This window comes from Streptomyces sp. NPDC013187, from assembly GCF_042899705.1.
Lineage (GTDB): Bacteria > Actinomycetota > Actinomycetes > Streptomycetales > Streptomycetaceae > Streptomyces > Streptomyces hawaiiensis_A.
On record NZ_JBIBAF010000011.1, the window covers coordinates 62,093 to 73,451 of the forward strand.

General features: G+C 68.7%; 15 protein-coding genes and 3 pseudogenes. 12 read left to right on the forward strand and 6 right to left on the reverse strand.

Going from position 1 to position 11,359, the window contains the following annotated elements; genetic code table 11:
* Positions 1–298: 298 nt before the first annotated feature.
* Both ACFY5B_RS23850 and ACFY5B_RS23855 read right to left on the reverse strand, forming a co-directional pair.
* Entirely contained in the window at positions 299–475 is a 177-nt protein-coding gene (locus tag ACFY5B_RS23850; RefSeq protein ID WP_389972313.1) for a JmjC domain-containing protein, read from the reverse strand.
* A gap of 253 nt (positions 476–728) precedes the next feature.
* Positions 729–1,037, reverse strand: a complete 309-nt coding sequence (locus ACFY5B_RS23855) for a hypothetical protein (protein WP_389972315.1) — start codon at positions 1,035–1,037, stop codon at positions 729–731.
* Positions 1,038–1,704: 667 nt separating this feature from the next.
* Between ACFY5B_RS23855 and ACFY5B_RS23860 the strand changes: the two genes are divergently transcribed.
* The 6 genes from ACFY5B_RS23860 (at position 1,705) to ACFY5B_RS23885 (ending at position 5,688) form a co-directional block, all read left to right on the forward strand.
* The gene (locus tag ACFY5B_RS23860) at positions 1,705–2,637 is read left to right on the forward strand and encodes a trypsin-like serine peptidase (protein WP_389972317.1); all 933 of its coding nucleotides are present in this window, start codon (positions 1,705–1,707) and stop codon (positions 2,635–2,637) included.
* A 43-nt stretch (positions 2,638–2,680) separates the two neighbouring features.
* Positions 2,681–2,959, forward strand: coding sequence for a carboxypeptidase-like regulatory domain-containing protein (locus ACFY5B_RS23865; RefSeq protein ID WP_389972319.1), 279 nt, complete (start codon positions 2,681–2,683; stop codon positions 2,957–2,959).
* A gap of 56 nt (positions 2,960–3,015) precedes the next feature.
* Positions 3,016–3,411: a hypothetical protein gene (locus tag ACFY5B_RS23870; RefSeq protein WP_389972321.1), complete on the forward strand. Its 396-nt coding sequence runs from the start codon at positions 3,016–3,018 to the stop codon at positions 3,409–3,411.
* A gap of 2 nt (positions 3,412–3,413) precedes the next feature.
* A complete protein-coding gene (locus ACFY5B_RS23875) occupies positions 3,414–3,836 on the forward strand; it encodes a hypothetical protein (protein ID WP_389972323.1) in 423 nt (140 codons plus the stop codon).
* A 176-nt stretch (positions 3,837–4,012) separates the two neighbouring features.
* Positions 4,013–5,122 carry a C1 family peptidase gene (locus tag ACFY5B_RS23880; protein ID WP_389972325.1) on the forward strand — a complete coding sequence of 370 codons (1,110 nt, stop codon included), beginning with the start codon at positions 4,013–4,015 and terminating at the stop codon, positions 5,120–5,122.
* A 44-nt stretch (positions 5,123–5,166) separates the two neighbouring features.
* The gene (locus ACFY5B_RS23885) at positions 5,167–5,688 is read left to right on the forward strand and encodes a hypothetical protein (RefSeq protein ID WP_344460033.1); all 522 of its coding nucleotides are present in this window, start codon (positions 5,167–5,169) and stop codon (positions 5,686–5,688) included.
* A 55-nt stretch (positions 5,689–5,743) separates the two neighbouring features.
* Here the strand turns inward: ACFY5B_RS23885 and ACFY5B_RS23890 are convergent, their stop codons facing one another.
* Both ACFY5B_RS23890 and ACFY5B_RS23895 read right to left on the reverse strand, forming a co-directional pair.
* Entirely contained in the window at positions 5,744–6,055 is a 312-nt protein-coding gene (locus ACFY5B_RS23890) for a protease inhibitor I42 family protein (RefSeq protein WP_389972327.1), read from the reverse strand.
* A pseudogene (locus ACFY5B_RS23895) lies at positions 6,055–6,373 on the reverse strand (integrase core domain-containing protein); the annotation flags it as partial. The gene ACFY5B_RS23890 and the pseudogene ACFY5B_RS23895, both read right to left, overlap by 1 nt.
* Before the next feature lie 368 nt (positions 6,374–6,741).
* On the opposite strand from ACFY5B_RS23895, the gene ACFY5B_RS23900 reads away from it, so the two are divergent.
* Together ACFY5B_RS23900 and ACFY5B_RS23905 are read left to right on the forward strand one after the other, a co-directional pair.
* Positions 6,742–6,888, forward strand: coding sequence for a hypothetical protein (locus ACFY5B_RS23900; protein WP_389972328.1), 147 nt, complete (start codon positions 6,742–6,744; stop codon positions 6,886–6,888).
* Between the two features lie 142 nt (positions 6,889–7,030).
* Entirely contained in the window at positions 7,031–7,579 is a 549-nt protein-coding gene (locus ACFY5B_RS23905) for a hypothetical protein (RefSeq protein WP_389972330.1), read from the forward strand.
* 118 nt (positions 7,580–7,697) lie between these two features.
* Here the strand turns inward: ACFY5B_RS23905 and ACFY5B_RS23910 are convergent, their stop codons facing one another.
* Complete coding sequence (locus ACFY5B_RS23910) at positions 7,698–8,219, reverse strand: hypothetical protein (protein ID WP_389972332.1); 522 nt, start codon at positions 8,217–8,219, stop codon at positions 7,698–7,700.
* 51 nt (positions 8,220–8,270) lie between these two features.
* Here ACFY5B_RS23910 and ACFY5B_RS23915 point away from each other — a divergent pair, with 51 nt between their 5' ends.
* Entirely contained in the window at positions 8,271–8,507 is a 237-nt protein-coding gene (locus tag ACFY5B_RS23915; protein WP_389972334.1) for a hypothetical protein, read from the forward strand.
* A 350-nt stretch (positions 8,508–8,857) separates the two neighbouring features.
* Positions 8,858–9,928, forward strand: a complete 1,071-nt coding sequence (locus tag ACFY5B_RS23920) for a Ku protein (RefSeq protein WP_389972336.1) — start codon at positions 8,858–8,860, stop codon at positions 9,926–9,928.
* Between the two features lie 194 nt (positions 9,929–10,122).
* Here the strand turns inward: ACFY5B_RS23920 and ACFY5B_RS23925 are convergent.
* A pseudogene (locus tag ACFY5B_RS23925) lies at positions 10,123–10,653 on the reverse strand (helix-turn-helix domain-containing protein); the annotation flags it as partial.
* A 46-nt stretch (positions 10,654–10,699) separates the two neighbouring features.
* Here ACFY5B_RS23925 and ACFY5B_RS23930 point away from each other — a divergent pair.
* Positions 10,700–10,873, forward strand: a pseudogene (locus ACFY5B_RS23930) (hypothetical protein); the annotation flags it as partial.
* A 220-nt stretch (positions 10,874–11,093) separates the two neighbouring features.
* Positions 11,094–11,270: a hypothetical protein gene (locus ACFY5B_RS23935; protein WP_389972782.1), complete on the forward strand. Its 177-nt coding sequence runs from the start codon at positions 11,094–11,096 to the stop codon at positions 11,268–11,270.
* The last annotated feature ends 89 nt before the right edge of the window (positions 11,271–11,359 follow it).

Below are 11,359 nucleotides of genomic sequence, written 5' to 3' on the forward strand. Positions count from 1 at the left end.
TGTGATCCCCCGTGTCCGTGTTCCACTTCGGCACGGCGTCCGGCGGCCGCCGCGACGGTCGCGGGCCGCGGGGCGGAGAGAGGTCTCCCGCCGTGCGGGACGAGTATTCCCAGGCGGGCGGCGGGTCACGCGACAATCCCGGGAAAGCCCGCGGCGCACCGCGTGTCGTGGTAGAGCGCTGGGCTCGGTCCACGCCGCTGGTGCTCCGCCCGCACCCCCCGTGCTTCAAGGGTCAACTCATCTGTGAGCAGCTGCTCGGACACCCACGCCATCGGGTGAGGACCAGGTCGTCGGCGGGCTAGGTGGGTGCCTCGCCGGGGCCTTCGATGTCGCGGTACGACGAGAATGGGCGGGTGGTGCCGTACATCCGCCATCGTTTCGCGCCGTCCAGCTGGACCACTGTCGTGTCGTGGTCGTCCCCGTGGACGCCGAAGCCTTCGGTGCTGGTCGACGAGGCGTTCAGGTTCGCCTGCACTCGGGTGCGCAGACGGACCTCGATCGCTTGGGCGAGGCGGGCGAGTGGCGTTCGTCGACGCTGTCCAGGGCTAGGGAGGCACCCTCGCCAGGAGTCTCGCCGTCCGGGGAGAGCCTCATGCGGTGGTGGCCCGGGGTGGAGCGGGCCCTGTACTGGGAGCGGAGAAGATCTGGCCGCGCCGTCTTGCGCCCTTTGGCGGGCGGCAGCCGTGGGTGGGAGTTGATGCACTTCGGTGACCGGCTGAGCGCGGCGGTCAGCCGGTGTGGCCCGGATGGCCCTGGGTCAGCAAGGTGTTCCACGCCAGGGCGAAGACGGGGAAGCCGAGTTCGTTGACAGCGAGACGAGCCGTCTTGACCTTCACGTTCGCAGCCCCAGTGGCTTCCTCGACGAGGTCGACCACGTAGTACAGATGGGTACCGACGAGGGCGTACCAGCTGCGGTTGGGGTGTGGATCTGCGGAGTCAGCGGGTGTCAGGCGGGCGGTGGCAGCCCGGATCTTGTCAGCAGTGAGCTGGTAGGTGACGTCATCGGTGGTGAAGGCCGTCTCGGTGGTGATGGACATGCTGACTCCTGGGCTGTATCGCGGTCGAGGGCCCATATGGTAGGCGCCGGCAATACCGCCAGATCACGGCCGAGTGCAGACAGTTGCGCAAGAAACCGCTCGGCGGGACCGACTCGTTTCGCAGCGGAGCTTGCGTGCGACCCCTGGCCCCCGTGGCCGGTGCCGTCGTCGAGGCTGATCCCGAAGGCGACGTAGTCGTCCTGGGCGCGGCCCGCCAACCGACCGGCGTAGGCGACGAGGACTCCTCGCGGCCGTGCGGTGTCTGGACAGGCCTGGTGGGGCGAGGAGTTGATGGGTCGTGTGGGCCGGAGTGTCGCAGCGGGACGTCCCCGTTCGGGTCGGGGAGGAGATGCAGCAGGAGCGTGGGCCCGCGCCGCGAGCAGGGGGCGCGCCAGCGGGAACGGAGGTGGTCGAGTTTTCGACCTGGGGTCGTGATCCACTGGCGTGACCTTCTGTCCTCCCGTTCGTGGCCGCGATGCCAGATCACCCGTATGGGCCTAATGTGTCTAATGCGTCGATTTGAGCCCGCTGCGGTTCGAGGGGTTCCGCCGTGCGACCTCATCGCCCACATCCGCCCACTCCGCCCCCCCCACCCGTCGACTCCAGCCGTCGACTCCAGCCGTCGGTGGATCGCGGTGCGCGGTCTCCGAGGGAAGGAAACAAGGCCATGACACGTGACGAGCACACGTCCGTCTCGAACCAGCCCGAAGGGCTGTCGGCAATCGCCGCGGAGCAGCCCCTCTTCCGCGGCCCGTCGGAGGGCGTGGAAGGAACGCCCGCCCAGCCGGGTTCCGACGGACTGGAACAGCTGGAGGGCTATCGCCGTCCGGAATACGAAACACTCTCGGCCGAGGTGTGGACGGCACCGACCGCCGAACTGCGTGACATCGGCGAGGCGTCGTTCGGCCCTGCACACCCGGTGGCCGAAACCGTCCACGGACCGGACGACCGCGTCCAGGTCACGAACACGACGACCTACCCGTGGCGGGCGCACGCATCACTGCTCATCACCGCCGCGGACAACTCCCGTTGGATCGGCACCGGGTGGTTCATCGGGCCGCACACGCTGGCGACCGCCGGCCATGTCGTGCACATCAAGAACAGCGGTGTCGCCGGACGCGACGGCTGGGTCAAGAGCATCCAGGTCATGCCGGGCCGCAATGGCACCGCGCTGCCCTACGGATCCGTCACCAGCACCAGCTTCCGCTCGGTGACGGGCTGGACCGACTCCGGCGACGAGAACTACGACTACGGCGCGATCATCATCCCTACGGAACTGGGCTCGACCACCGGCTGGTTCGGGTTCGGGGCGTGGCCTGACGCGGACCTGCTCAAGGTCGTCGGCAATATCTCCGGTTACCCGGGCGACAAGCCTCCGGGTACGCAGTGGTACGACGGCCGTGCCGTCAGCTCGGTCAATCCACTGAAGGTGTACTACGACATCGACACCGCCGGCGGCCAGAGCGGCAGCGCGGTGTACCGCATGTTCAACGGCGGCCGCTATGGCATCGCGGTTCACGCCTACGGCGGTGCGACCACCAACTCCGGGACCAGGATCACCCGGCCCGTCTATGACAACCTGTTGGCCTGGACCGCGTGACGGGGCGCCTCAGGGCGTCAGGCAGTCGCCGAAGGTGGTGGAGATGCCGGAGCCGCGCAGCGAGAAGCGGGCAAGCCTGATCACCGGAGTGGTGCAGGACGCGACCGGCAATCCCGTTCCGGACGCCAGCGTGTATCTCACCGGCGGTCCGGAGCCGTATCCCGATGTCGCCGTGCTGTCGGCCGCCGACGGGAGCTTCACGCTCTCCGTCCGCGGCGACGGCGTCTACACCATCCAGTGCAGGACCCCGGACGGCAGAGTCTCCGAGACGAGCGTCACCGCACACGCCGGCCGGCCGTCACGGGCGCTGCTCCGGCCCTGAGCGATCCCCGCCCGCTTCTCCACCACCTGAGCGCCGATCGACATCAGGAGGAAGAGATGAGCGACAACGCCCTGCGCAGTCAGCCCGATCCGACGAACGCCTTCGACATGCAGGCATCGTCACAGCGGGCGGACACCGACCTGTGGGAGGCGTTCCACGCGGCTCAAGGCGCCGAGCCCTCGGGGGCGGGCGCCGGCCGTGCGCCGCAGACGGACGAGCAGCTTCCGGCGGCCGACGATCCCCTGGATCTCCGGCCGCTGCACCAGCAGTTCCGAGGGGAGGAGCGATCCGGCGAGCAACGACTCCCCGACCCGCCGTCCGCCTTCGGCGACGCGCCGATGCCGTCCCTGCGCGGTGAGACGGACGGGGTGTCGAACCACCGGCTTCCGCCGGGCGAAGACCCCGTCGATCTCAGGCCGCTGCGCATCCGGTTCCAGGAAGGAGAGCACTGACCATGGAACTTCGCATCCGCAACCGCTACCACTTGACCGTCTCGACGTGCATTCTCTTCTTCAGCCCCGATACCTGCGCCGAATACGGCCGTTGGGGGACTCGCGGCTGGTGGAACATCCCGCCCGGTGGTGAGGCGTACGTCCTGAACACGAACAACACCTGGTCGTACATCTACGGAGAAGCCCCCGACGGCACCCTCTGGACCGACGAGTACGGTCCCCGGATCTACGTCCGGCAAGGGGCGTTCGACTCCTGCCAGCTGATCGGTGACACCCAGAGTCGGGTGGTCAGTACGGTCAAGGTCAAGTCCGGACCCGTCAACCTCAACCCGCCGGTGCGGTCCGCCACGGCGCTCCCGGCCGCCGTCGCAGGCCGGGTCGAGGTGTCCGCCGCCGGGCCGGCAGGGCTCGTGGGACGCCGCTGAGCCGGTAACGCTCCGTGCACACGCCAGGCGCTCCGGGTGGCGGATCCTGCTGCGGTGGTGTGCACTGATTCCCGTTGGCGAAGTCACTGAGCCGTCCGTTCGGGGCGGGCTCGCCGGCCCCGGTTCTCCCGGCCTCCTTCGTCTGGACATCCCCCCGAAGTGCGAAAGGCGTTCGCATGCCCGTGAACGAACCCATCAACCTGGCAGAACTCAGAACCCATCTGGAACAGGCCGGGAACCCCTGGCGGTCGACCAGCAACTCCGTGACGCGCCTGACCGAGGAACAGCGCGTCAGGCGCCTCGGCGTACCGGTGGACGAGACCGAGCACGGCGAGATCATGGCCGCCCGGGAACAGCACATCACCGCCGCGCGGGAAACCGCGGTGCAGGCAGCGGAACTGCCCTCGGCGTTCGACCTGCGCAATGTAGGAGGCCTGGACTACACGACTCCCGTGAAGGACCAGGGGACCTGCGGATCCTGCGTCGCCTTCGGCACCGTGGCGACCATGGAACATGTGGCCCGCTACGTCGACCGTGCGCCCTACCTGCCGATCGACCTCTCCGAGGCCCACGCCTTCTACGGCTACGGCCGTGAGGACGGCGCCACCTGCGAGACCGGCTGGCTTCCGGAGCCGCTGCTGGAGAAGGCCCGTGCCTCGGGTATCACCTTCGAGGACTACTTCCCCTACACGCCCGGGAACCAGGACAGCAGCAAGCTCAACGCGGACTGGCCCAACCGTCGTGCCAGCGTGGTGAACTGGTCCAACGTCACCAACGATCCGGCGGAGATCAAACGCCACATCGCCACCTACGGCACCGTCACCGCCTGCTTCTTCGTCTACCAGGACTTCTTCAGCTACGGCGGAGGCGTCTACCGGCATCAGAGCGGTGAGCTCGCCGGTGGCCACTGTGTCTGCCTCGTCGGCTACGACGACGCACAGTCCTGCTGGATCGCCAAGAACAGCTGGGGCACCGACTGGGGGGAGCGCGGCTTCTTCCGGATCGGCTACGGCGAGTGCGGCATCGAGAGCTGGCACACCAGCGGCGTCCAGGGCGTCAGTCTGCGCGCCTGGCTGGCCGACCAGCGCATCCTCGGGCTGTGGAGCAACGAGGCCGACGCCAACGTGTGGGCGTACGGGGAACTCCGCGGCTGGCTGAGTCTCGGCAGCAATGTGGCCCCGACGGACGCGGCGATGCTCGCCGAGCTGGCCGCCTCCAAGTCGGCCGGCACCAAGGTGGGTCTGTTCGAGGACAACGGCAGCGTCCAGCAGCTCTACGCCTGGTGAGACCCGGTGGGCAACGAGACGGCACAAGACAGCAGGAGTACAGGATGACCCCGCAGCAGATGAACACGCTTGAGGCGCCCTCCGCCAGGGCCCGCACCGGATACAGCGCAGTGGCGGCCGCCGCGGTGGACGGAGGCGCCGGCAAGCCGGTCATGCCACCGCCGGGCGTGGAGGTGGGCATGTCCGCCATCCCGGTCACCGAGTTCGGCAAGCCGAAGACCGACGCCATGGCGGTGCGGTTCGAGGAGACGGTCGCCGGCGAGGCCCGACCGCTGGTGCACCCGGACGCCAGGGCCACCGAGCAGGCCATCCAGGCCGTCGAGGCCGGCGGTTCCGTCACAGGTGTCTGGACCCAGAACGTCATGGTCGACGGAATGTGGTCGATGGACCAGGCCCGCAACGCGTACCTGCACGTCAAGGGCGGCACGTGGAAGAAGATCCACAACGGATCCGACGGCGCTTTCACGGCGCTCACCACACTGGCGTCCCAGGCGCGTCAGACGGGCCGGCCGATCACCTTCCGTGAGGAGACGGACGGGATGGTCCACGAGATCTACCTGTGGTGAGCTGACGCGCCACCTCCCCCAGGGCCGCCTCCGTCGAGGGGCGGCCCTGGCCGTCTCAATCACTGACCGAGATCCGGACACTGTGCTGGTCCTGCACGGCGCTCTCCCAAGGCCGTTTCAGCACCAGCCGCACCACTCCATCGCCGGCCGCCGTAGGCCGGACCCGCACGACCCGCTGCCCCTCGGCCCCGGGCAGCACCTGCCCCGGAGCCCGGTACTCGTCGCTGGTCACCTCGAGGCCGCCGTCGATGTGCTGGACCGACCACAGATAGCCGGTGGTGGCGTTCTCCGGGAGCTCCACCACGACCTCGTCGCCCAGTGACACGCGGACTTCGGAGTCCCGCGGGGAAACCCGCACCTCGCCCATCACCGCACCTCCTGGGACACCTTCGCCTGACCTCCCCATTCTCCTCCCATGCCCTGGATGTGCTGTTCGGGAAGGTTGATGGCGCGGCTGGTAGGTGTGCGACCGCTGGTGCCGGAGTGGGGTCGGTGGTAGTTACACCAGTCGAGCCGGCGGGAAATGCAGCCTGGCGTCCGGTGTCTGAGGTGTAGGGCCGGCGGTAGGCCCACTCGTCGAGCAGGGTGCGGTGAAAGCATTCGACCTTGCCGTTCGTCCGCGGCCGCCAAGCGCGGTCCGGTGAGGGCCAAGGGCCAGGTCGCGGCAGTGTGTCCACCAGGTGTTCATGGCTGGTCTTGCGGGCGCCGTTGTCGCCGATGACGGCGAGGACCTCGCCGGGCCGACCCCACCGGTGCCACCATCACCTCCGGCAGCGCGGCGCCGGGAACGTTCTTCGCCTACGGCGCCCTGCACCTCGTGACCACCGCGACCCTGCTCCGGCTTCGCTCGGCTCAGCCGGCCGGGGACTTCGCCCCCCGCCGCTTCCGGCCCAACCTCGTCATCGACACGCCGAGCGAGCCGGGCTTCGTCGAGGGCACCTGGATCGGTGTCCACCCGCGCATCGCGAGGCCCTCCTCCGTCCCCTGGTGCCCACACCCCGCTGCGCGGTCCCCACCCTCGGCCAGGGCGACCTCCCACCCGACCCTCGCATCATGCGCACAGTCGCTGACGAGCACCGCATCGCCGTCCTCGGCCTCGGCCGGCTCTCCTGCGTCGGCGCATACCTGGACGTCGTGGAACCCGGGACTGTGCGCGTCGGCGACCCGCCCCACCAGAAGACGGCTTTTGACCAGCCGTAGCCACTGAACCGGCAGCCCTCCGTGGTCACTCACCGCTCTGCAGGGCAACAGCGGACCAGTGCCTTGCTAGCGTGGCGCAACAATTGCCCGCTGCATCTGTATCGGTCCTGGGGGAATCTTGCGCCATGTCGCCAGAGCATCCGTGCTCGCCGCAACTTGTCTGAGCCTCGCTGCCTGTTCTGACGGTGACGGCAAGAGCGATCCGCAGCCGAGTCCGCGCACCGCGCTCCAGTTCGGGCAGACCGCCGACACCGCCGACGCCGACGGGAAGGGCATCGTGCAGATCACGCCGGAAACCGTCGTCTACGTCGACAAAGCCGGCGCCCATGCTCCGGAGCGCGATCTCTTCGCTGTCGTCGCGTTCAAAGCAGGAAATCGGGCCAAGCACGCGGTGACCACCACTGCCGCCCAGGGCGGCTTTCGGTGGAAGACGCTCGACGGGAAGACCATCGAGGCCGGAAACAGCGAGGGGGCAGGAAGTATCGACCCCACGGGCTTCAACGACGGTGGCGGCAAGCCAACGGTGCAGGCCAACACTTACCAGGTCAACACCGTCGCGTTCGACATCACCACCGTCCAGAAGGGCGGCACCCTCGTCTACGTCGACGGCGACGGCGTCACGTTTCGCTGGAAGGCATCTTTCACCAGTTCAGGGCCGACTGCGGATGCGCTGAAGTCCGCACTGAAGTAGGCCGTGACCGCCGAGAGGCCTACAAGGTCGAGGGCTTGGCCCGGTGGGGATTCCGAGGTTGACGACGTGGTCGCGGACGAGCCACAGCCCCCTCGCTCTAGGGGCCAACCGCACCGGGCTAGGCAGCGTCGTGGATGACGAGCTTGAACTCGACCAGGGTCAACAGACGCGGGGTGGCGTCGTTGTGCGTGACACGGAGCGCAACCGGAGTACCCGGGACAACGAACACGCCATGGTTCTTGACGTAGTACTGGCCGCCGGGCGTCGGCGTGCGGTGCTCGGTCGCCGTGGTGTCGTTGGGATGTGGCGTCAGGCCCAACGGGTCACGGACGTACTGGTCGCGCAGCTCGGTGTAGCCGGCCGTGCCGCTGGCGGGTTCCCACTGGATCATCGCGTGCAGGTGTCCCCAACCCGCTTTGGACGGCCAGATCAGGCCGCTCCGGTCGTCCGTCGCCCAGTCACTCACCACATAACCGTCCGGCTGGACGGCTTGGTGCATCTCAAATCGGTCCGTCGACTCTTCCGCTCCGAAGGGAAACCGGACAATCTTGTACGTGGTCCCCGGCGAAATCAGCTGAGGTGTATCGACCTTGAGAGAGCTGACCTGCACTCCGGCCGCAACGCCACCATCCGTAGCCATGGTTCAGCATTGCCCGCGGTCGGCCGACATCATGCCCACGCCGCCACCCGGGTGCCCGCACTGCCAGTCCCGCATCGAGCTCCGCGTACTCGACTGACCGTCCGCCTGAGTGGTGACTTCGTCCCGAACGAGTTCGACGGTCCGGACGTCGGCCTGCTCCGCCTCGGCATCGGTGCCCTGGGGGCGCAGAGCCCGCAGTTCCAGAACGACTACTGGCACCACACCCTCGAGGCCACCCGCCCCGACCTCATCGTCCCCGTGCACTGGACGGCTCCGGACGATCACTGAACAAGAAGCTGCGTCCCATGCCGCGGTACTGGACAAGTTCACCAGGACCAGGGGAACCACTCGACCGCAGAAGCGCCGAGTCCGGCATTCCCGTGCGTTTCCAGAGGTCGTACGAGACGATCACCCCATTCAACTGATCGGAGTCCCGTGACCTGCGTGGACATGCGGCAGCGCGCCGGTTTCCAGCCTGTGCCAGGCGCCCTGCTGGCCGGGCCGTGATCCCAAGGTGCGGACATCTGACCTGCGGTGTCTCATAAGAGACACACCAGTGGGGCTTCGACCGTGCCGATGCGTGCGCGGTGCACGAGCCCCCACTGGCCGGCCGGCGGCATGGGATGGAGTGGGCGGTCATGGCACGTGCGATCTGGACCGGTGTGATCACCTTCGGGCTGGTCAGCGTGCCAGTCGGTCTGTACTCCGCGACCGAGGACCACACCGTCCACTTCCACCAGCTCCAGCGCGGCACCGCCGACCGGATCCGCAACCGCAGGGTGAACGAGCGCACCGGTGACGAGGTGGGCACCGGCGACATCGTCAAGGGCTACGAGGTGGGCGAGGGCGAGTACGTCATCGTGGAGCCCGAGGAACTGGAGGAGATCGCGCCGGGCCGTTCCCAGACCATCGACATCACCGACTTCGTCGACCTCGAGGAGATCGAACCGGTCTACTTCGACCGCACCTACTACCTCGCGCCGCGCGGCAAGGAATACCTCAAGGTCTACGAACTGCTGCGGGCGGCGCTCGCGCAGTCGAACAGGGTCGGCGTCGCGACGTTCGTGATGCGCGGCAAGCAGTACCTGACCGCGCTGCGCGCGGAGGACAAGCTCCTGGTGCTTCAGACCCTGCATTGGGCCGATGAGGTCCGCGACCCGGGCAAGGAGCTGCCCGAACTGCCCTCCGGCCGTGCGGGGAAGGGCAAGGAGCTGGACATGGCGCTGCAGCTGGTCGACTCCCTCAGCGGGGTCTGGGAGCCCTCCCGCTATCGCGACACCTATCAGGAGAAGGTACGCGAACTCGTGAAGGCGAAGGCCGAGGGCCAGGAGGTCGCCGCAGCCGAGGAGGCGCCGGCGGCGACCAATGTCGTCGATCTGATGCAGGCGTTGCAGGGCAGCATCGACCAGGCGCGCGGCGGCGAGCGGAAGCAGCCGGGCTCGGCACGTGGGACGGCACGAAAGCCTGCCGCAGGGACGTCGAAGAAGACCGCCGCCCGGAAGGCGCCGCCTACGACCGCCCGTGCGTCGTCCGCATCGCGGCGCGAGCGAGGGGCGGGCAAGAGCGAGCTGCGGCAGCTGAGCAAGGCAGAGCTGTATGAGCGGGCCACCGAGCAAGACCTCCCAGGCCGGTCGAGGATGAGCCGGCAAGACCTCATCGACGCTCTCAGCCGTACAGGACGCCGGCGCAGGAAGAAGAGCGCCGCCTGACCCGCAAGCATGTCGTGAAACCCGCTCGAGTCCAAGCTCAGCGCCCCTCCCCCCAGCCCGGCCTGCGGCCCGGCTGGACCGCAACCGCCTCCAGCGCCAAGATGCCGATCCAGCCCTGGCCCCCGCTGACCGAAGCGCCGGCCGACTTCGTCACGGACACGGCCGCTTCGGCGAACGTTCGGGCATCCAGGTCTTCAGCAGCGCACGCCGGGTGATCCTCGCCGCCGCGCAGGACGCCCCGTCCTGTTCTGGCTGCCATGTCCGCGGACCGCCCTGCGGAATTCGATCGGGGACTGTCCCGTGCGGTGCGTGAAGTACTTGCTGAACTGGGAAGGGTTGGCGAAGCCGAGCTGGTCCGAGATCTGGGCCGCGGTCCGGTCGCCGTGCGCCGGCAGACGCTTCGCATCCAGCTCCACCCGGCGGTCGACGAACTCCTTCGCGCTGAGCCCGGCGCTCGCCGCCGTCGCCCAGGAGAGGGTCCGCGCCGAGTAGCCGAGCATGCGCGCGTAGTCCTCCACCCTCCGGGTGCGAGTGAAGTCCCGTTCGACCGCGTCCCGGAACCGCAGGTACGTCTCGTCAGGTTCCGGTGGAGGGCCGTCGGCCGGGGCGGTGAGGTGGGCGAGCCGCAGCAGGAGGACCGCCGGCACGTGACGCAGGGCCGCCCTGTGGACCTCAAGCGGCAGCCGCGCGAGCGCCTGGAACTCGTGGCTCAGGTGCTCCGAGGCCCGGGGGCGCGGCGAAGGGGATCTCGGGGATCTCCTTCGACGAACCATGTCGGTTTTTGACCATCATCACCAGCACAACCCCGAGGCCGCCGACGGCCTCGACGGCTTCGGCGCGGCCGCGGCCCGGTGGGCCGAGCAGGGCAAGGACCTCGTCTACGAGAAGGTGAACAAGGTCATCGCCGAGGGCGAGTTCGTCCTGACGCAGTCCGAGGGCGAGTTCGGCGTGCCGGTCGCCTACTACGACCTGTTCCGCGTGGCAGACGGCAAGATCGTCGAGCACTGGGACGTCGCCGTGCCGGCTACGGCCGAACTGCCGCACGGCAACGGGCTGTTCGCGACCGGTCCGCACCCGGCCGGGCGAAGAAGGAGTTCCCCGGATCGGCCCTCCCTGCCGCCCGTCACACCGTGTGGAGGCGATCCGCACCGTCGCCCTCTGCGCCGTGAGCACCGGCGTGTTCGGTTACCCCGAGAGCGAGGCCGCCTCCGTCGCACTTCGGACGGTCGCGGACTGGCTCGAAGCGCACCCCGGACGTTTCGACCGCATCGTGTTCGTCGTGTTCGGGCAGGACGACGAACTGGCCTACCGGCGGGCCCTCGGCGCGGGCGCTCGGCCTTGACTCGATGGGCCCCGGTCACAGCTGGGGCTGATCGTGTATCGGCACCCGAACGGGGGACGCTCGGCGGCCGACCGCATCCGGTACCGCTC